We start from the raw sequence: 19,408 nt of genomic DNA, 5'->3' as shown, positions 1-19,408 counted from the left end.
CAATATGGAGGCAGCCTCCATATAGGGTCAAGAGAAATGGAGGTCGCCTCCGTTTTCCCGCCAACGAGATCGGCGCCCTGCTGGAGTGCGGGCCGCCCGACATCGGACATTCCAGGAGCGATCCATGACGCCACTGTCCATCCTCGAACTTGTTCGGGTCACGGAGGATACCGACGCACGCGGCGCCCTCGACAATGCGCGCGACCTCGCCGCGCATGCCGAGGGCTGGGGCTACCAGCGTATCTGGGTGGCCGAGCATCACAACATGCCCGGCATCGCCAGCGCCGCCACTTCGGTCGTGCTGGCGCATATCGCCGCCGGGACCAAATCCATCCGCGTCGGCGCCGGCGGCATCATGCTGCCCAACCACGCACCCTACATCATCGCCGAGCAGTTCGGCACGCTGGCACGGCTGTTTCCCGACCGGATCGATCTTGGTCTCGGGCGAGCGCCCGGCACCGACCAACTGACCTTGAGGGCGCTGCGACGCGCGCCGGAGAATGCCGAGAACTTTCCCCAGGACGTCCTCGAACTGCAGGCGTTTCTGGCGCCTGCCGGTCCCGCGCAACGCATCCAGGCGGTGCCGGCCGCAGGCACCGACGTGCCGCTGTGGATCCTCGGCTCCAGCAATTTCGGTGCACTTCTCGCAGCCGAACTCGGCCTGCCCTATGCATTCGCGTCGCATTTCGCACCCGACCTGCTTCTCCAGGCGCTGGAACTCTATCGAAGCCGCTTCAAGCCATCCGAGCAGCTCGATCGCCCCTATGCGATGGTGGGCGTCAACATCATCGCGGCCGAAACCGATGAACAGGCGCGGCGGCTCGCCACGACCCAGCAGATGTCCTTCGCCAACATCTTCCGCGGGGCGCGCGGGCTCAGCGGCCCTCCGATCGACGACATCGAGAGCTACTGGTCGCCGACCGAGAAGGCGCAGGTCATGCGGATGCTGGCGCGCTCCATAGTCGGCTCGCCGGAGACCGTTCGCGCAGGCATCAGGCAACTGGCGGACGAAACCCGGGCCGACGAGTTGATCGTGGTTTCGGACGTCTACGAGCATTCCGCCCGCCTGCGCTCGTTCGAGTTCATCGCCGAGGCGGCCGGCATCCGGTCCGCCGAAGCCGGCACTTTGGCCAGGGCGAGCTGATCCTCGCCTGCCGACCCCCAATTCCGAATTTCCACATGCTTCCATGGAGGTTGCAATGTCACACTTGAGAAACGATCAGACGCTTCCGGAATCGATCGCTGCTGCGGTCGCAGCCGGTACAAACATCGTCAGGGCGCTGCGGGAATCCTTCGGCTACAGTATCGAAGAGCTCGCATTGACCTGCGGTCTGGCGACCGACGAGATCGGCGCCATCGAGGCGGGCGAGGATGCCGAACCGACGCGGCTCCGCCGCATCGCTTCCGCGCTCGGCCTGCCGGAGGATGCGCTTCTCGGCTGAATGCCCAATCCGCCACGAATGGCTTGAAAAAGGGTCCGCAACCGCGCGGACCCTTTTTCATGTTACTTCAGGCGCGCCAGCAGACCGGCCATCAGCCGCGCGCGCTCTGGCAGGCTGTCGACTTCGATATGTTCGCCGAGCGTGTGAAGGCCGGCCCCCCGCACGCCGATGGAATCGAGCGTCGGAATGCCGAGCGCGCCGGTGAAATTGCCGTCCGAGCCCCCCCCGGCACTGCCGTGTGTCATGTCGAATCCGATCTCCGCGGCAACCTGCCGGCCGATCTCGTAGAGCGCCAGCGTGCCCTCGTCCGGCTCCCAGACCGGCCGGGTGACACCGCGCGTCACCTCGAACGTGACGTCGTTTTCCTCGGTAGCCAATGCAAGCATCGCCTCGACCCCGCGATCGAGATCGTCCTGGCGCTTGGCCATCGACAGGGCTTCGGCGTCGCAGACCGAAGAGACGCAGTTGACCCATTGGCCGGCATGGATCACGCCGACCGAGAACGTGCAGTCGTCGCTCGTCATGGCTTCGACCTCGAGCAGCTTGCGGGCCATCATCGCGATCGCGGAGCGCCCATCCTTGAGCGCCCAGCCGGCATGGCTTGGGCGGCCCTCGGTCTTGAGGTTGAAACGGGCGATCGCGTAGCGCCCGGTCACCGCGCCCCCATCCGGACGGGCGGGCTCAGGGACGAGCACGTATCTGTTCTTTCGCGCCTCCATTTCGATCAGCTCCCGGGTCGAGGGGGTGCCGACCTCCTCATCCGGAGTGAACAGCACGGTGACCGGCAGCGGCGTCTCGATCCCGGCAAGCGCGAGTTGGCGAATTGCCTCCACGGCTGCGTAGTTGCCGCCCTTCATGTCCTGGATGCCGGGGCCGTAGCACTTGTTGCCCTCGCGGCGGAACGGCAGCTTCGCCAGCGTGCCGATCGGGTGGACGGTGTCGAGATGGCCGGAAATCAGGATGCCGGGCTTGCCGGAATCCTTGTGCGGGAAGCGTGCCCGCACCGAGCCGCCGAAGCCCATGCGGCCGGGAATACGCTCTATCTCGGCGCCGGCGGCTGCCAGGTCATAGCTGGCAAGGTCCATCATCCGGTCCACGGCCGCTGCATCGAAGGTCGGGCTTTCGCACTCGATCCACGGCTTGAGCCCGCTGACCATGGCGTCGCTGTCGAAGGGAAGGGCATTGAGGTTCATGTATGCGTCTTTCGGCATCGGCTAAAGACGGCGCGCGGGCAGGTGGACCCCGCCGATGCGTCGAGGTCCGGACCCGAAAGGAGAGGGATCAGCTCAGCGGCAGGCGCTTTTCAACAATGCGTGCCATGACGCTGGCGCCCACCGGCAGGATTGCGTCGTCGAGGACGAAACCCGGATTGTGGACGGGTACGTCGCCGCCATGACCGATGGTGCAATAGGCGCCGGGAACCGCCTTGAGCATGTCGGCAAAGTCCTCGCTGCCCATGACCAGTTCGTTGTCCTGGGTGATGTTGTCGCTGCCCACGATATCCGTCGCCGCGTCCAGATAAGCCTCGCTCAGGTCGGCATCATTCATGAGCACCGTGAAGATCGGCCGCAGATCCGCCGTTACCTCGATGCCGAACAGCTTGGAATATCCCTCGCACATCTCGCCGATGCGCTTGTGGATCAGATCGCGGACGTCATCGTCGAAATAACGGATCGTTCCGCAGATGACCGCCTTGTCGGGAACCACATTGTAGGCCGAGCCGGAGTGTATCTGGGTGACGGAAAGCACCGCCGGCTTCACCGCCGGAACATTGCGGCTGACGATGGACTGCAGCGTCTGGACGAGCGACGTGATGGCGACGATCGGGTCTTTCGAATGATGCGGCATGGCGCCGTGGCTGCCGACACCCTTGACATGGATGTCGAAGAAGGTCGATCCGGCCATCGCCGGACCGGGCTTCACGCCGACCTTGTTGGGCGCCGCGAGCGGGTTGTTGTGCATGCCGTAGATTTCATCGCAGGGAAAGCGGTCGAAAAGACCGTCGGCGATCATCGCGCGGGCGCCGCCGAGACCTTCTTCGGCCGGCTGGAAGATGAACACCGCCTTGCCGGAGAAGTCCCGCGTCTCCGCAAGATAGCGCGCCGCGCCAAGCAGCATCGTCGTATGCCCGTCATGGCCGCAGCCGTGGAATTTGCCCGACGCTTTCGAGCGCCATGGCAGGTTGGTTTCCTCGTCCATCGGCAGTGCGTCCATGTCGGCGCGCAGCCCGACGGCGCGTCCGCCACCGCCCTTGCCTTCAAGCACCCCGACGACGCCGGTCTTGCCGACGCCCGTATGCACTTCGATGCCCCACGAGCGCAGCTTCTCCGCCACGATGCCTGCCGTGCGGGTTTCCTCGAAGCCGATCTCCGGGTTTTCGTGCAGGTCGCGCCTGATGGCGGTCAGCTCGTCGGCGTAATCCTCGATCCGGGGCAAAGTGGGCATGATCGGTCTCCTTGCTATTGGCAACGCTCAATTCGTCGCGAGTTCCCTGAAATTGGCAAAATCCCAGCTTCTGCCGGGTGCTGCGTCGATGAGCGCGCGCGTGTATTCGTGGCTCGGGCGCGAAAGCACGTTATGCGCCGTGTCGTGCTCGACGATGTGCCCGTGCTGCATCACGACGACCTCGTCGCATATCTGCGCTGCGACGCGCAGGTCGTGGGTGATGAAGAGAATGGCGATGCCGAGCCTTTCCTGGAGGTCGTCGAGCAGTTTGAGCACCTGCGCCTGCACGGAGACGTCGAGGGCAGAGACCGCCTCGTCGGCGACGAGGATGTCCGGGCGCATGGCGATGGCGCGTGCGATCGCGATGCGCTGGCGCTGGCCGCCGGAAAACTGATGCGGGTAGCGCTTCAGCGCATCGCGGGGCAGGCCGACGAGTTCGATGAGTTCCGCCGCCTGTTTCATCGCTTCCTGGCGCGACTGGCCGAAGTTGAGCAATCCCTCGATCAGGCTGTCGCCGATCGTCCATCGCGGGTTGAGCGAGCGGAACGGATCCTGGAAGACGATCTGGATCTGCTTGCGATGCGGCTGAAGCGCCGCACGTCCGAGCTTGGCGATGTCGGCGTCGCCGACGCGGATTTCGCCATCGGTCGGGTCGATGAGGCGCATGATGCACCGTGCCACCGTCGACTTGCCGGAGCCGCTTTCGCCGACGATCCCGAGGGTACGGCCACGGCGGATGGCGAAATTGACCTTTTCGGCCGCACGCGTCTGCCTGCCTTTCCTGAACATGCCGCGCGTGTCGTAGATCTTGGTCAGGTTCTTGACCTCGAGCGCCGGTGCGTCTTCACGGTTCTCCCTGGCCGCGCGCGGGATCAGGCTTGGCACGGCGGTGAGCAGCTCGCGCGTGTAGGTCTCGACGGGCGCGCGCAGCAATGTCTCGACCGGCGCATGCTCGACGATCTCTCCGTGGCGCATCACATACACCGTGTCGGCGATCTCGGCGACGACGCCCATGTCGTGGGTGATGAAGAGCACCGCGGTGCCATGCCGCTCCTGCAGTTCGGAGATCAGCTTGAGCACCTGGTTCTGCGTCGTGACGTCGAGCGCGGTCGTTGGCTCGTCGGCGATCAGCAGTTTCGGCTCGAGGATCAGGGCCATGGCGATCATGATGCGCTGGCGCTGGCCGCCTGAAAGCTGGTGCGGGTAGGAGCCGTAGATGCGTTCGACGTCTGGAAGATGCACCTGCTCCATGATGTCGATGACGCGCTGCTTCTTGTCGCGGGCCGGCAGGCGTGTGTGGCTGTCCAGCACCTCCTCGATCTGTGCGCCGACGGTCATCACCGGGTTGAGCGCCGTCATCGGCTCCTGGAAGATCATCGAGATGCGGCGCGCGCGCATCTCGCGCATGGCGCCTGCATCAAGGGCGAGGAGGTCTTGTCCCTCGAGTTCGATGCGCCCGCCGGTCACCTCCAGCGAGCCCTTTGGCAGCAGTCCCATGACGGCGAGCGAGGTGACCGACTTGCCGGAACCGGATTCGCCAACGAGACAGACGGTCTCGCCGTCGCGGATCGTGACGTCGATGGAAGACAGGATCGCGGTATTGGTCCGGCTGCCGGCGGTGGCGACCGACAACCCCGTGATCCGCAGCGCGGTGGGACGGTCCGAGAAATCGCGATTGCGGAACAGCATCGCTCAGGCCTCCCGCTTCTTGAGGCGCGGGTCGAGCAGGTCGCGCGCGGTGTCGCCGAGCAGGTTGATCGACAGGATGCACAATGACAGCATCAGGCCGGGCCAGAAGATCAGTTCCGGCTTGATCTGGAAGAACATGCGCCCCTCGGCCATGATGTTGCCCCAGGTGGGGATTTCGGTCGAGACGCCGGCGCCGAGGAACGACAGGATCGCTTCCGTCAGGATCGCCGAGGCGCAGATATAGGTGCCCTGGACGATGATCGGCGCCAGCGTGTTGGGCATCAGGTGCTGCCACAGGATCTTCGACATCGAGGAGCCGAGCGCGATCGCCGCCTCGACATAGGGCTCTTCGCGCGCCGACAGGACCACTGACCGCACGAGGCGCACGACACGGGGGATTTCCGGGATGGTGATGGCGAAGATCACCGACCAGATGCTCGGTCCATTGAGCGCGACGAGCGCGATGGCGAGCAGGATGGAGGGGATCGCCATCAGCGCATCCATGATGCGCATGATGATGGCGTCGGCCGTGCGGAAGAACCCGGAGACCAGTCCGATCATCAACCCGATGAAGACGGAGACGATCGCCGCGCCGATGCCGATCAGCAACGACACCTGGCCGCCGATCATCACGCGCGAGAACAGGTCGCGGCCGTAGGGATCGGTGCCGAGCCAGAACGTCTCGCTCGGCCCTTTCAGGCGCTCGAGGGCGTTCATGTCCATGGGATCGTGCGGCACGTAGAGATATGCGGTTGCCGTGGCCAGCACGATCAGCACCAGCACGATCGCGGCGAGGATCGGCCCGAACCCGACGCGGAACGTCGCGGGAAGCTGGATCGCGCCGAGCACGACCTGCATGGCGGACGTCGGTTGCGGATGGGCGGCCATCAGTAGCGAATCCTCGGATCGAAGAAGGTGTAGGAGATGTCGATGAGAAGATTGACGAAGACGTAGATCGCGCTCGTCAGCAGGATCATCGCCTGGATGACCGGATAGTCGCGCGCGAGAATCGCGTCGACGGTCAACCGTCCGATGCCGGGAATGTTGAAGACGCTTTCGGTCACCACTACGCCGGAGATCAGCAAAGCGAAGCCGGTGCCGATGATGGTCATGATCGGAACGGCGGCGTTGCGCAGGGCGTGGCGGAACAGCACGATGTGCTCCCTCACACCCTTGGCGCGTGCGGTGCGCACATAGTCTTCGCCCAGCACCTCGAGCATGCTCGCGCGGGTCATCCGTGCGATCAGTGCGACGTAGATCGTTGCCAGCGTCAGGCAGGGCAGGATGGCGCGGGTGAAGAATGCCTGCGGATTTTCGCTCGGCGCGCTATAGCCCTGGACAGGGAGCCAGCGCAGGTCGATGGCGAAAATCTTGATGAAGATGTAGCCGATCACGAAGACGGGGATCGAAAAGCCCAGCACCGAGAAGGTCATCACCGCGTAGTCGACCCATGTGCGATGACGCCATGCCGCCAGCACGCCGAGCGGCACGGCGATGAGCACGGACAGGATGATGGTCAGCGTGCCGATCTGCAGCGTCGGCCAAATGCGCTGGCCGATCAGCCTGGTCACCGGCTGGTTGGAGATGATCGAGGTGCCAAGATCGCCGCGGAATAGCTGGCCGATCCATGTGACGAGCTGGACGTGCAGGGGTTCCGAAAGACCCAGCGATTCACGAATGCGCTCGAGCTGGGCCGGCGTGGCGGAATCGCCGGCGATGATGGCGGCGGGGTCGCCAGGCGTCAGGCGCAAGAGCAGGAAAACGAAGATCGCGACGATCGCCATCACCGGAATGACGGCGAGGATGCGCCGGATGATGTAGCCAAACATCGGCGAATGACCCTTCTGGAGCGCGGGCGAAAGGCGTCCCCCACCGGCTGGCGGGGGACGGGACGGACAGGAAGGACTATTCCGTCTTGTCGACTTCCCAGAACACCGGAACCGGTGCCGGGATCATGTCGACGATGTTGGTACGGCGTGACTGGACCGGCAGGTATTGGCCCAGCGGCACGTAGTTGACCGTATCGATGACATGCGCCTGGATGCGCTCGGCGATTTCCTTTTGCTGATCGACGCTGGTTGCGGCGATGAACTCGGCGCGCAGCTCTTCGAGCGCCGGATCTTCCGGCCAGCCGAACCACGCGTCGTCACCACGCCCGTTCACCATCGGGTTGATCAGCGGCGAGGAAATCTCCGGCACCATCCAGTTGGTGAAGAAGATGTTCCAGCCGCCATCGGCCGGTGCCGACTGGCTGGCACGGCGCGTGACCAGGGTCTGCCAGTCCATCGCCTGCATGTCGACGTTGAAGCCCGCTTCACGCAGTTGCTGGGCCGCGACGACCGGTTGCGCGGTCAGCGTGACCACGTCCGTGGGTTGCATCAGCACGACTGGCGTGCCGTCATAGCCGGCCTCCTCCAGAAGCGCCTTTGCGCCCGCCGCGTCGCCCGCGCCGGTCAGGGTTTCGGTGCCGGTCTCCGAAGCGAGCGGCGTTCCGCAGCCGAAGATGGCGCCGCACATCTGGTAGTATTCCGGATTGCCGATGAGGGTAGCCAGGATCGGTTCCTGGCTCATCGCCATCAGCGCAGCCTGCCGGATCTTCTCGTCGTCGAAGGGCGGGTGCTTGAAGTTCATCCGGCCCATCGTCTGGTAGCCGAGCGGATCGCGCACTTCCACGGCGACGTCGGGGCTCGCTTCGAGGATCGGCAGCAGATCGATCGGCGTCTGCTCCAGATAGTCGATCTCGCCTGACACCAGCGCGTTGATTGCCGTCTGCGCGTCCGGCATGGCGATCCACTTCACCTGGTCGACGTTGACGACCTTGCCGCCGGCCATCCAGTCGGCGGGTTCCTCGCGAGGGACGTAGTCCTCGAACTTCGCGTAAGTCACCGAGACGCCCGGCTCGAATTCCTCCTCGACGAACACGAACGGTCCGGACCCCGTGTAGTCGGTGATCGCCTCATCGGCCGAGGTGGCGGCGACGCTTGCCGGCATGATGAAGGGCGGGACGGCAGACTGCTTGCTGACGATGTCGAGCAGCGGGCCGAACGGTTCGGAAAGCGTCCAGGTGACGGTCTTGTCGTCGGTGGCCTCGAGGCTTGCGGTGATGTCGAAGATGAGCTGGCCGCCCGAGTCGCGCTTGCCCCAGCGCTCGAGCGAGGCAACCGCGTCGGCGGCCGTCACCGGCTCCCCATTGTGGAACATCAGTCCGTCGCGCAGCGTGAAGGTGTAGGTCAGGCCATCATCAGAGACGGCGAAGTCGGCCATCTGCGGCTGTGGCGCGAAGTCCTTGTCCTGCGCGACGAGGACGTCATAGATCATGTAGCCATGGTTGCGGGTGATATGGGCGGTGGTGATGATCGGGTCGAGCACGCGCAAGCCCGAATGCATGACGGCGGTGATCGTTTCGCTGTCCTGAGCGAGCGCGGTGCCCGCCGGGACGATGGCGGTCGACGCCGCCAGCAGCGCCGCCGCCATGACGGAGCGGCCCCTGGACAGGATCGATCCGGAAAAATGGTGTGACATCAGTGTCATTGGTTTCCCTCTTCGTTTGGTTTGGCCTGTGTCTTGTTCCGGTCTTGGCGCCGGTTCAGTTTGGTCAGCCGCTTTCATACCGCGCGGCGGGCGGCCTCCTCGTGTTGGAATGTCCGGCCGCGCGGCGATAGCCGCGTGCCTGGCCGAAGCCGGGTGAACGGCAGGTCGGCCGGGTCGAGCGCCATCGGCCCCGGCGCGGTCGCCACCAGGATCGCAGCGGCGATCGGTTGGAAGTCGGCGCGGAAATGCACCGAACTCTTGTTGACGAGGATGCATTGGTCTTCTGGGTCGATGCCCACGAAGCGATACATCTCGCGGTCCGCCAGTTGCGCCTTGTAGGTGGACACCACGATCCTGACGCCGCCGACCGACAGGCAGGCTGACGGCCCGAGATTCATCTGGGCGCCGCCGTAGTAGGGGCCGGTGGCCGCAAACCGGCCGTCCGAAACGCGCTCGACGCGAAACGTGCCATGCAGCGGTGAATCCCCGGGGATGCCCGATTGGCCTCCAAGCTCAATCGTGATCTCCGCGCCTTCCCCGGCCCGATGGGCAGCGCTGGCGGCCTCAGGATCGACGATCAATCCGACCGCAGCGCGCTGGGCGTCTTCCGCGATCAGTGCCCTCAGCATGCCGGTGGTGTTGGAGTCGCCGCCGGCTCCCGGATTGTCCTGGGTGTCGGCGATCACGACGGGACGCGTCGCGGTCACAGCAAGGCGCGCAGCCTCGCGCACAGCTTCCACGGGAGAATAGGATGTGCCGGCAAAGAGCGGTTCGCGGTCGAGGAATGCTTTTTCCAGGCGATTGGCCGCCGCGTCGGCCGCTTCCGGCGTCTCGGCATAGGCGAGCACGCTCGGCAGGCAATCCTCGAAATCCGCGGCGGGGAATCCGGTGAGGACCGATGCGCTGGACACCGCGCCCGTCTCGGCGGCTCGAACGTCCTCGTAGAGCGATCCGGCAGGTTCGAGCATCGTGCATTGCCACGGGATCGGAATGAGGAACGGCAATTGCCGGAACGCTTTTGCAAACGGCTTGCCACGGGTCATCAGGCGGTCGAGCTGCTCGGCGGCGCGAAAGCCGGTTTCCGCCATGTCGACATGCGGGTAGGTGCGGAAGGCCACCAGCACATCGGCCAGATCCACCATCCGTCGTGTCACGTTGCCGTGCAGGTCGAGGCTCGCCGCTATCGGCAGGTGAGGGCCTGTCACCGCGCGCATCCTGGCGAGCAGTTCGCCTTCGCCGTCGTCGACGTGCTCGGCCACCATGGCACCGTGAAGGTCGAGCAGCAGCCCGTCGATCGGGCCCGCGTCCCGCAGGCGTTCCACCAGTTCGTCGGCGATGCGTTCATAGGCCTGCTTCTCGACATGGGCCGAGGGTATGGCGCCCGTCCACAGCAGCGGGACGAGTTCCCAACCGGCCTGCCTGGCGTAGTCAACGAAGCCGCTGATGCCGAGATTGACGCCGCCGCACCGCTCCAGGATTTCATCGCCGCGACTGAGCGGAAGATAGCCGCCGCCCTGTTCGAAATTGTCGTAGCGGGCCGGCGTCGGCGCGAACGTGTTCGTCTCGTGGAGGAAGCCGCCGATCGCAACACGCCTGATCATTCAACCCACCGTCGCGTTTCGATTGGCCCAGCGTCGCTGCGCCTTGTATCGACAGACGATACAGTTATATCGTCGCTTAACGGTAGAGAGAGCCAATGGCTTCGTCAACAGGCAACGGGGATGGAATGCTTCGCAATATCGTCAGCGGCGAGAACGGCATCCGCGACCCGGAGCCCGACATCCGCGAGGACCAGCTTTTCGTGCAGTCGGTGGCCCGCGCGCTGCAGGTGCTGTCGGCGTTCCACCGCAGCCAGAGCCCGCTCAGCCTGACGGCAATCGCGGAGGCAAGCGGCGTCGGTCGCAGCGCGGCCCAGCGTGTCGTGCATACGCTGCAGACACTGGGATATATCGAGCGCGACGAGGCTGGCCGGGGCTATGTGCCCGGCATACGTTTGCTCGACCACACGCATGACTATCTGCGGCTCAACCCGCTGATCGAGAGGGCGACCCCGGTCTTGCTCGATCTGCGGCGCAATGCGCGCGAGCGTATCGACCTGAGTCTCTTCGACGACCTGCGCATGGTCTATGCGGCGCGTATGCAGAGCAAGCGCGAGACGTTCTTCGCAACGCTTGTCGGGCATTCGGTGCCGACCTTGTGCACATCGGGCGGCAGGGCGGTCATGGCGCATCTTCCCGATGCCGAAGTCGACGACATAATTGCGCGATCGGACCGCAGGCCGTTCACGGACAAGACGATCACCGATCCCGCCGAAGTCTGGGAGCGGGTGCTGGAGGCGCGACAGGTGGGCTATGCGCTGACCGTCGAGGAAGTCCTCGTCGGCGAGGTGGCCCTGGGCGTGGCCGTGCTGGGTCCGAGCGGCAGGCCGCTTGGCGCCATCCACATCGCCGGCTCCCTGAGCGAGTGGACCCCAACGGCATTTGCCGAACGCTTCGCGCCCTTGGCTTCGGAAGCCGCCTACGCGATCAACAGGGTGCGCTGAGCGGCGCAGCGGGGCCTAAACCACCTGATAATAATCGACAGTTGCAGCGCGACACTGCACGAGCGGCGTTGACATTCGTAAACTTTCAAACGTATGTTTCAAATATGGAATTGAAACAGCCGTTGGCCAAATCCGAAAGCACCCGCGCCCGCATCCTTGAGGCTGCGGCGTCGATGTTCGCAAAGAACGGTGTGACCAACACCACGCTGCGCGAAATCACCAAGGCGGCCAAGGTCAACATGGCTGCCGTTAACTACCATTTCGGCAGCAAGGAAGCGCTCGCCAACGGCGTGTTTCGCGATCTGGCCGACCGTGTGAATACCCGCCGCCGCGAAGAGATCGCCGCGTGCGTCGCCGCAGCTGGTGCCAAAGGCGAGACACCTTCCGTCGCCGATCTCGTCGACATCTTCCTCAAGCCCTACGTGGGCAGCGAGGAGCCCTGGACGTCGATGCTGCTGGTGCATCTGGTCATGCTGCACCGTGTCGATCCGACGCCCTGGACGCGGGAGATCATCAAGGACCAGTTCGACCCGCTTGCCGGCGAGTTCATCGATGCGATGCATCTCGCGCTGCCCGATTTCGACAAGTCCGAACTCTTCTGGCGCTATTATTTCATGCCGGGCACGGTGATTTTCGCGCTCTCCGACGCCCCCCGCTCGAAGCGGCTTCTCAGCCTGTCGCAGGGCGAATGCGACACCGCGCGCGCCGATGCGCTGGCGGCGCAGTTGCGGAGCGTGCTGATCAACATGTTCGAGGGCCCGCCGGCCGAGCCCGTTGCCCGCGCGCAGCCTGTGCGCGCAACCGTTCTCGTGGAGGAAAATGAGAGCGGCGCCACCTGAGACAAGCAGACCACAACCTGGGAGGAATACATGAGGACCATCGCTGCCGTTTCGACAGCCGCCATCATCGCGGCGGTTTCCACCTGGCCGCATAGCGCGGCCGCCGAGGATTTCTCGTTCACCGTCGTCGCCGGCCATCCGCCGATCACCGCCGGTGTCGCGGCGATCCGCGACTTCTTCATTCCGGAGGTCAATCGGCGGCTCGAAGAGGCCGGCGGCAACCACACCATTACCTGGAACGAGGCCTATGCCGGCGCGCTGGCCGACGTGCAGGGCGTGCTGGAAGCCGTCGAAGGCGGTGTCGGGGATTTCGGCTACGTGCCGCATTTGTTCGAAGCCGACAAGCTGCCGCTGGAGCAGATCACCTATGTCACGCCTTTCGGCACCGCAGACCTCAAGACGATGATGCGCATCGTGCGCGATCTCCACGAGGAAGTGCCGGAAATGGCGCAGGCGTGGCGCGACAACAACCAGCTCATGCTGGCGGCGGTCGGCGTCGACAACTATCACCTGATGACCAGCTTCCCGATCGAGACGGTCGAGGACATTGATGGCCGCAAGCTCTCGACCGCCGGCCTCCAGACCAACTGGCTGCGCGGAACCGGCGCAGTGCCGGTCGCTGGCGCACTGCCGGATTATTACAATTCGATCCAGACCGGGCTCACCGAGGGCACCGTCACGTTCGAATCCGCGCTGGCGCCATACAAGTTCTTCGAGGTGGCGCCGCATGTCACCAAGGTCAATTACGGCGCACAGTCGTCCTCGGCCCTGACCGTCAATCTCGACGTGTGGGAAGGGCTTCCCGACGATTTGAAGCAGATCATCGAGGAAGTCGCGGTCGAGTATCAGGACTACGCCGCCGACAAATATATGAGCAATGCCGGCAAGAGCCTGGAGACCGCGGTCGCGGGTGGTGCGCAGATCAAGGAAGTGTCCGACGAGGTGCGCGCCGGTTTCGCCAACGCGATCCCGAACATCGCGACCGAGTGGGCCAAGTCGCTCGACGATCGCGGCATCCCGGGCACCGAGACGCTCGAAGCCTATCTGCGTCTGTCGGATGAGGCAGGGGTGAAGTTTTCCCGCGACTGGCTGGCCGAGTAGGTTTCGACATGGACACGGACAACAGCGCGGGCGGTTCGCCCGCGTCGGGTGCGCCATCCTTGCGCGCGGCCCCGCTTGGCTGGGCGACCGAGATTTCCTCGGTCGTCGGCACGCTGATGATCGTGGCGATCATGGTGCTGATCAACGCCGATGTCGGCATGCGGTATCTTTTCAACCAACCCATACCCGGGGTGGCCGAGATCGTCTCCGCGTCCATCGTCACGATCATCTTCCTGCAACTGCCGGACTGCATCTTCAGCGGCCGCATGATCCGTTCCGACATGTGGATCGGCAGGCTCACCGCCCGTCGGCCGCGTGCCGCCGCCGGGCTTGAAACGGCGTTCAACCTGCTTGGCGCGGTGATGCTGGCGCTGATCGTCTACTACGTCTATCCGAAGGTGGCGCGTGCCTATTCGGCAACCCACACCATCGGCGTCTACGGCGTGTTCCTCGCACCTGTGTGGCCGTTCTACGCCGGCGTCCTCGTCGGGGCGGCGCTGGCCACCGTCGAATATGCCGTTGCCACCGTGCACAGCCTGCGTCTGGCGATCGCCACGCCGTCATCCAGGAGCGAGGACGCATGAGCAATCTCCAGATCGGCCTCGCTTCCATCGTCGTCATACTGGTGCTGATCCAGTCGGGTCTGCATGTCGCAATCGCATTGGCCGCCGTCTCGTTCTTCGGGGTCGTCCTGATCCGCAGCAATATCGACGTCGCCGGCACGTTCCTGTCGCTGGCCGCGCTCGAGGCCGTCGCGCGCTATTCCTTCGGCGTCATTCCGCTGTTCGTGCTGATGGGCCTGCTGGTCGGGATCTCGGGCCTGGGCCGGGACGTGTTCGCGGTCGCGGGACAACTGTTCCGCGGGCTGGCCGGTGGCCTCGGCATCGCGACCGTCTTCGCCAACGCCGTGTTTGCGGCGGTCAACGGCACGAGCATCGCGTCAGCCTCGGTTTTCACCCGGATCGCGGTTCCCGAGCTGCTTCGCTCCGGATACAGCCGCAGGTTCTCGGTCGGCGTCGTTGCCGGCTCGTCGGTCCTCGGCATGCTGATACCGCCCAGCCTGCTGCTGATCCTCTACGGCATCATCGCCGAGGTTTCGATCGGCGACCTGTTCACCGCCGGCATCCTGCCGGGCATCGTCCTGTCGCTGCTGTTCATCGCCACCATTCTCCTGCTCGCCAGGCTGAGGCCGGGTTTCGTGTTTGCCGATCCGGCAGCGGGCACCCTGGCGACCTCCGCCGAGCATCTCTCGGTGGGGGACATGGCGATGAAGTCGCTGCCCGTGGTCCTGCTCATCCTCATCGTGCTGGGAGGCATCTATGGCGGCGTCTTCACGCCGACGGAGGCAGGCGCGGTCGGTGCCCTTGCCGCGCTCATCATCACCGTCCTTCGCGGCAAGCTCGGACTGCGCCAGTTCTGGGACCTGCTCATCGAGACCGGGCGTGTCACCGCCGCGATCACCTTCCTGATCGTCGCCGCGCACATGTATGCGCGACTACTGGCCCTGTCCGGCCTGCCGAGCCAGATGAACGCGCTGATCCAGCACTACGAGCTGGGCCTGTTCGCGGTGATGGCACTCTATCTGATGGCGGTGATCGCGCTCGGAACGATCCTGGATTCATCGTCCATCATGCTGATCGTGCTGCCACTGATCCTTCCGGTGATGACCGCCTTCCAGGTCGATCTGATCTGGTTCGGCATCCTGACGATCATCGCCGTGGAAGTGGGCCTTCTGACCCCGCCTCTCGGCATCGCCTGCTTCGTCATCAAGGCCAATCTCGAAAAGCTCGACATACCGCTGAACGTCATCTTCGCCGGCGCAGTACCCTTCGTCATCGCCATGCTGGTGATGATCGGGCTCGTCCTGCTGATACCCCAACTCGCCACCGCCCTTCTGTGAAGTCGAAAAGGCAGCATGCATGTCCCAAGGTGAATTCCGAAAAGGGGTCGAAGACCTCGGCAACGGGCTCTACGCCTATATCCAGCCTGACGGCTCATGGGGCTGGAGCAATTCCGGCCTGATCACGGATGGCGATGCAAGCCTGCTGGTCGACACGTTGTTCACGCTCGACCTGACGCGCGAGATGCTTGCTGCGTTTCGCGACGTCACGCCTGCGGCGCGACACGTCAATACGCTCGTCAACACCCATTCAAACGGCGATCATACTTTCGGCAACCAGCTTGTCGAAGGCGCGCGCATCATCGCCTCCACCGCGTGCAAGGAGGAGATGTACGAGCGCCCACCCGAGGAATTTCGCGCCAATATGGAGCGCTGGCGCGAACAGGGCGAAGCCGGCAAGTTCCTGCATGAGGTGATGGGTGCCCATTTCGATTTCTCCGGCATCGTGCTGACCCCGCCCGACATCACCTTCAGTGGGCGGCATGACGTGACGGTCGGCGGCACGGCGGTGGAACTGCATGAGTTCGGCCCCGCCCATACGCGCGGCGACATCGTCGCCTATGTCCCGTCGGCCAGGACCGTCTTCACCGGCGATCTGCTGTTCGCCGAGGGGCATCCGATCCTGTGGGCAGGTCCGGTCGGCAACTGGATCGACGCGTGCGAGGCGATCCTCGGCTGGGACGTCGACATCGTTGTGCCGGGCCATGGGCCGGTGGGCGACAAGCGCGCGGTGCGCGCCATGCGCGACTACCTCGTTCACACCCGCGACGAGGCGAAGACCCGCTACGAAGCCGGCATGACATACGCGGATGCCGCCTGGGACATCGCCTTCGACGCCTATGACAGCTGGATCGACCGCGAGCGCGTCGTCGTCAATGTCGCGCAGATCTATCGCGAGCTGTCGGGCGGCACGATCGTGCCGGAGCGCGCGGAACTCATGAAACTGATGGGGCGCTACAGGGCGGGCGCAAAATCACCGCACGAAGCGCCCGTTTGCAATTGCGGCCATTCGCACTAGGGCACGGTCATGATCGAACTTCTCAACAACGCATACTCGACCTGCAGCCAGAAGGTGCGGCTGTGCCTGCATGAAAAGCAGCTCGAGTTCCGGGACACGCAGCTCGATTTTCGCAAGAACGAGCACCTTGCGCCGGAGTATCTGGCGCTCAACCCCAACGGCGTGGTGCCGACTTTGGTGCATGACGGGCAGCCGATCGTCGATTCTTCCGTCATCATGGAGTATCTCGAAGAGGTTTTCCCGCAGGTGCCCCTGTCTCCAGCGACACCCGTGACGCGCGCCGACATGCGGGCCTGGCTGCGTTTTTTCGAGGAAGTGCCCACGGCGGCGATCCGCGTGCCGTCATTCTCGACGATCTTCGTCCGGCATTTCGCCGATCTGGACGACGACGCGTTCGACGCCGCCGCCAAGGCGCGCCCGCTGCGCACCCATTTCTACCAGAAGATGGGACGGACGGGCTTCTCCGATGACGAGGTCGATGCCTCCTTCAAGGCGCTGTCCCAGACCATCGAACGCATGCAGAAGCGGCTTGCGGGCAATGCGTGGCTGTGCGGAGAGCGGCTGACGCTGGCCGACCTGTGCGTCTATCCGTCGTTCGACCGCATGGCCGATCTCGGCCACGCGTCGATGTGGGCCGACGCTCCCGATGTCGATCGATGGTTCGAGGCCCTGCGCGCGCGGCCGTCCTATCCGGCGACCTACTATCAAGGCAGCCGGCTTTCCCATCGCTATCCGGAATTGCAGGAGGTCTCCACGTGAAGCTCGTCACGTTCACCGTCGGGGAAGAAGAGCAGCAACGCGTCGGCGCAGTGCTGGACGATGGCGCCATCTGCGAATTCCCGTCATCGGCAAGTGCCCATTTCACCAGCATGCTCGCCTTGATCGACGGCGCCGAGGGTGCGCTGGACCTGGCGCGAGATCATCTGTCGAAGCGCCAGACCGTGCACGCGGCAAGCGATGTGCGCCTGCTTGCCCCGTTGCCGGAGCCCCGGCAGATGCGCGACGCGCTGTGTTTCGAAAAGCACCTGCGCCAGGCGCGCGCCAACCGCCACCTGTTCGGCTTCGAGGGCGTGCCCCGCGACCCAGCCAAGATCGAAGTGCCTGCCGTCTGGTACGAGCAGCCGATCTACTACAAGGCGAATCGCTTTTCGGTCGTGGGCACGGAAACCGACATCACCGTCCCGCGCGGCGAGACCCGGTTCGACTACGAACTCGAGCTCGGTCTGGTCATCTCGCGCAAGGGCAAGGACATCCGGCCCGAGAACGCGCGCGAGCACATGTTCGGCTTCTGCATCTTCAACGACTATACCGCACGCACCGCGCAGTTGCGGGAGATGACAGGCCAGCTCGGGCCGGCCAAGGGCAAGGATTTCGACACCGGCAACGCCCTCGGCCCCTGGCTCGTCACCGCCGACGAGATCGCCGATCCGCATGATCTGACAATGGTGGCGCGGGTCAATGGCGAGGAGTGGTCGCGTGGCAATTCCGGCGAAATGCACCACAAGTTTCCGGCCGTGCTGGCACACATATCCAGCGACGAGACGCTCCACCCCGGTGAGTTCATCGGTTCTGGAACGGTCGGCAGCGGCTGCGGGCTGGAACTGGGCAAGTTCCTGAACGACGGCGACGTGGTCGAGCTGGAAATCGAGGGGTTGGGCATATTGCGCAACCGCGTCGTCAGGCAGGATGGGGACAAGGCGGCGTAAGTCTCGCCAGAGCGGGATGAGGAAAAGTGCGAAGCGGTTTTCCGCCCGCATCCCGCTCTATCTCCTTGGAATCGATCGCGTTTATGAATTCAGGTCGATTCGACCTGAATTCATCGCGATCTTAGCGACCCCTGGCTGCGGCGAGGCGGTCGAGCACGACGCCCACGGAGCGCGCGGTGTCGGCCCAGCTCCGCAGGGCCCCACCCGCCACGCTTGCGTGGCTGGCCATCGCGTCGCGCAACGCTTCGTCGGCAAGCATGCGGCGCAGCGCATGCGCGAACGCCTCGTCGTCGTCGACCTCGACGAGAATGCCGGTTCCATCCGGGACCGTCTCGGGCACCGCTCCGGCGCGGCAGGTCACGATCGGCAGTCCGTATGCGAGGGCCTCGCTGAACACCATGCCGTAGCCTTCGTATCGCGTCGCCAGCGCGAAAAGCGATGCCTGCCGGAAAAGGCTGTCGAGCGCCGGCGTATCGAGCTCGCCGCACAACCTCACGCGGTCTCCAAGATCGTTCGCATCGATCAACGCTGCGAGTTCGGCGTGGACGGCCGGATCATGGGTCTTGCCGACGATGTCGGCGCGCCACTCCAGATCGGTCACGCGGGCAAGCGCACGCAGCAGCACGTCGTGGCCCTTGCGCGCCGCGAGCAGGCCGACCGACAGGATCAGTGGTGGGCTTGCCTTGGTGACGGCTGTATTCGACGGTTTGGAGAATCCCGGCGGAGCGATGGTGATGCGGTCCTCGGCCACGGCGAAATCGGCGACGAGAACACGCGCCGTATGCGGGCTTGGAACCAGCACGTGGTCTGCAAGGGCAAGATTTGCCGTCTCCGTCTCGATCAGCTGGCGGGCGCGGTCAGCAGGAAGGCCGGTCTCCAGCCCGAGCGGGTGGTGGATCATGGCCACGAGCGGCGAACGCACGCGCGCCAGCCCCTGCGTGTCGATGGAACCGTAGACCAGCCCGTCGAGGATCAACGGTTCTTCGGCAGGCAGCCCGGCGAGCAGTTCGACCGACTGCGCCATCTCGGCGGGTGAGGGCGAGGGGAAGGTTCCCGGCAGTTCGACATGGCGCACCGTCCTGCCATCGTCACGCAACGCATGCAGCAGGCTGCGTTCGTAGATATAGCCGCCGGTCCGCTGGTCGATGTCTCCGGGGATCGCGAAGGCGGCATTCTTCATGCGGGTTGTTCCATG

Annotated in this window: 18 protein-coding genes; 10 read left to right on the top strand and 8 right to left on the bottom strand. The window is 64.7% G+C overall.

The features are described 5' to 3' along the window. Positions 1-124 precede the first annotated feature (124 nt). On the top strand, positions 125-1,144 hold the full coding sequence (locus tag AAFN84_RS19960; protein WP_347516432.1) for an LLM class flavin-dependent oxidoreductase: 1,020 nt from the start codon (positions 125-127) through the stop codon (positions 1,142-1,144). A gap of 55 nt (positions 1,145-1,199) precedes the next feature. After that, positions 1,200-1,442, top strand: a complete 243-nt coding sequence (locus AAFN84_RS19955) for a helix-turn-helix transcriptional regulator (RefSeq protein ID WP_347516431.1) — start codon at positions 1,200-1,202, stop codon at positions 1,440-1,442. A 62-nt stretch (positions 1,443-1,504) separates the two neighbouring features. Here AAFN84_RS19955 and AAFN84_RS19950 read toward each other — a convergent pair whose 3' ends face one another. The 7 genes from AAFN84_RS19950 to AAFN84_RS19920 form a co-directional block, all read right to left on the bottom strand. Beyond that, a complete protein-coding gene (locus AAFN84_RS19950; RefSeq protein ID WP_347516430.1) occupies positions 1,505-2,635 on the bottom strand; it encodes a M20/M25/M40 family metallo-hydrolase in 1,131 nt (376 codons plus the stop codon). A gap of 88 nt (positions 2,636-2,723) precedes the next feature. Beyond that, positions 2,724-3,887, bottom strand: coding sequence for a M20 aminoacylase family protein (locus AAFN84_RS19945; RefSeq protein WP_347516429.1), 1,164 nt, complete (start codon positions 3,885-3,887; stop codon positions 2,724-2,726). A gap of 27 nt (positions 3,888-3,914) precedes the next feature. Then, the gene (locus AAFN84_RS19940) at positions 3,915-5,576 is read right to left on the bottom strand and encodes an ABC transporter ATP-binding protein (RefSeq protein ID WP_347516428.1); all 1,662 of its coding nucleotides are present in this window, start codon (positions 5,574-5,576) and stop codon (positions 3,915-3,917) included. A 3-nt stretch (positions 5,577-5,579) separates the two neighbouring features. Next, entirely contained in the window at positions 5,580-6,434 is an 855-nt protein-coding gene (locus AAFN84_RS19935) for an ABC transporter permease (RefSeq protein ID WP_347516636.1), read from the bottom strand. 29 nt (positions 6,435-6,463) lie between these two features. Further along, entirely contained in the window at positions 6,464-7,405 is a 942-nt protein-coding gene (locus AAFN84_RS19930; protein WP_347516427.1) for an ABC transporter permease, read from the bottom strand. Between the two features lie 76 nt (positions 7,406-7,481). Beyond that, positions 7,482-9,050, bottom strand: a complete 1,569-nt coding sequence (locus AAFN84_RS19925; RefSeq protein ID WP_347516635.1) for an ABC transporter substrate-binding protein — start codon at positions 9,048-9,050, stop codon at positions 7,482-7,484. Between the two features lie 131 nt (positions 9,051-9,181). Continuing rightward, on the bottom strand, positions 9,182-10,708 hold the full coding sequence (locus tag AAFN84_RS19920; protein WP_347516426.1) for a M81 family metallopeptidase: 1,527 nt from the start codon (positions 10,706-10,708) through the stop codon (positions 9,182-9,184). A 125-nt stretch (positions 10,709-10,833) separates the two neighbouring features. Between AAFN84_RS19920 and AAFN84_RS19915 the strand changes: the two genes are divergently transcribed. From AAFN84_RS19915 to AAFN84_RS19880, 8 genes are read left to right on the top strand one after another with little or no spacing between them, the layout of a single operon-like run. Next, on the top strand, positions 10,834-11,649 hold the full coding sequence (locus tag AAFN84_RS19915; RefSeq protein WP_347516425.1) for an IclR family transcriptional regulator: 816 nt from the start codon (positions 10,834-10,836) through the stop codon (positions 11,647-11,649). Then, the gene (locus tag AAFN84_RS19910; protein WP_347516424.1) at positions 11,571-12,488 is read left to right on the top strand and encodes a TetR/AcrR family transcriptional regulator; all 918 of its coding nucleotides are present in this window, start codon (positions 11,571-11,573) and stop codon (positions 12,486-12,488) included. The genes AAFN84_RS19915 and AAFN84_RS19910 overlap by 79 nt, the downstream gene beginning before the upstream one ends. A gap of 30 nt (positions 12,489-12,518) precedes the next feature. Continuing rightward, positions 12,519-13,589 carry a C4-dicarboxylate TRAP transporter substrate-binding protein gene (locus AAFN84_RS19905; protein ID WP_347516423.1) on the top strand — a complete coding sequence of 357 codons (1,071 nt, stop codon included), beginning with the start codon at positions 12,519-12,521 and terminating at the stop codon, positions 13,587-13,589. 8 nt (positions 13,590-13,597) lie between these two features. Then, positions 13,598-14,173 carry a TRAP transporter small permease gene (locus tag AAFN84_RS19900; RefSeq protein WP_347516422.1) on the top strand — a complete coding sequence of 192 codons (576 nt, stop codon included), beginning with the start codon at positions 13,598-13,600 and terminating at the stop codon, positions 14,171-14,173. Further along, positions 14,170-15,489 carry a TRAP transporter large permease gene (locus AAFN84_RS19895; RefSeq protein ID WP_347516421.1) on the top strand — a complete coding sequence of 440 codons (1,320 nt, stop codon included), beginning with the start codon at positions 14,170-14,172 and terminating at the stop codon, positions 15,487-15,489. Before AAFN84_RS19900 ends, AAFN84_RS19895 begins: the two co-directional genes overlap by 4 nt. A 19-nt stretch (positions 15,490-15,508) precedes the next feature. After that, complete coding sequence (locus tag AAFN84_RS19890) at positions 15,509-16,507, top strand: MBL fold metallo-hydrolase (protein WP_347516420.1); 999 nt, start codon at positions 15,509-15,511, stop codon at positions 16,505-16,507. Between the two features lie 9 nt (positions 16,508-16,516). After that, positions 16,517-17,266 (top strand): glutathione S-transferase family protein, encoded by a 750-nt coding sequence (locus AAFN84_RS19885; RefSeq protein ID WP_347516419.1) that lies wholly within the window; start codon positions 16,517-16,519, stop codon positions 17,264-17,266. Continuing rightward, entirely contained in the window at positions 17,263-18,213 is a 951-nt protein-coding gene (locus AAFN84_RS19880; protein ID WP_347516418.1) for a fumarylacetoacetate hydrolase family protein, read from the top strand. Before AAFN84_RS19885 ends, AAFN84_RS19880 begins: the two co-directional genes overlap by 4 nt. Before the next feature lie 121 nt (positions 18,214-18,334). Here the strand turns inward: AAFN84_RS19880 and AAFN84_RS19875 are convergent, their stop codons facing one another. After that, positions 18,335-19,393, bottom strand: coding sequence for a glycosyltransferase family 4 protein (locus AAFN84_RS19875; RefSeq protein ID WP_347516417.1), 1,059 nt, complete (start codon positions 19,391-19,393; stop codon positions 18,335-18,337). Between the last annotated feature and the right edge of the window lie 15 nt (positions 19,394-19,408).

This window comes from Mesorhizobium sp. CAU 1741 (assembly GCF_039839275.1).
In the GTDB taxonomy this organism is placed as follows: Bacteria; Pseudomonadota; Alphaproteobacteria; order Rhizobiales; family Rhizobiaceae; genus Aerobium.
The sequence above is the reverse complement of the archived record's forward strand: the minus strand, read 5'-3'. Positions and strand labels throughout refer to the sequence as shown.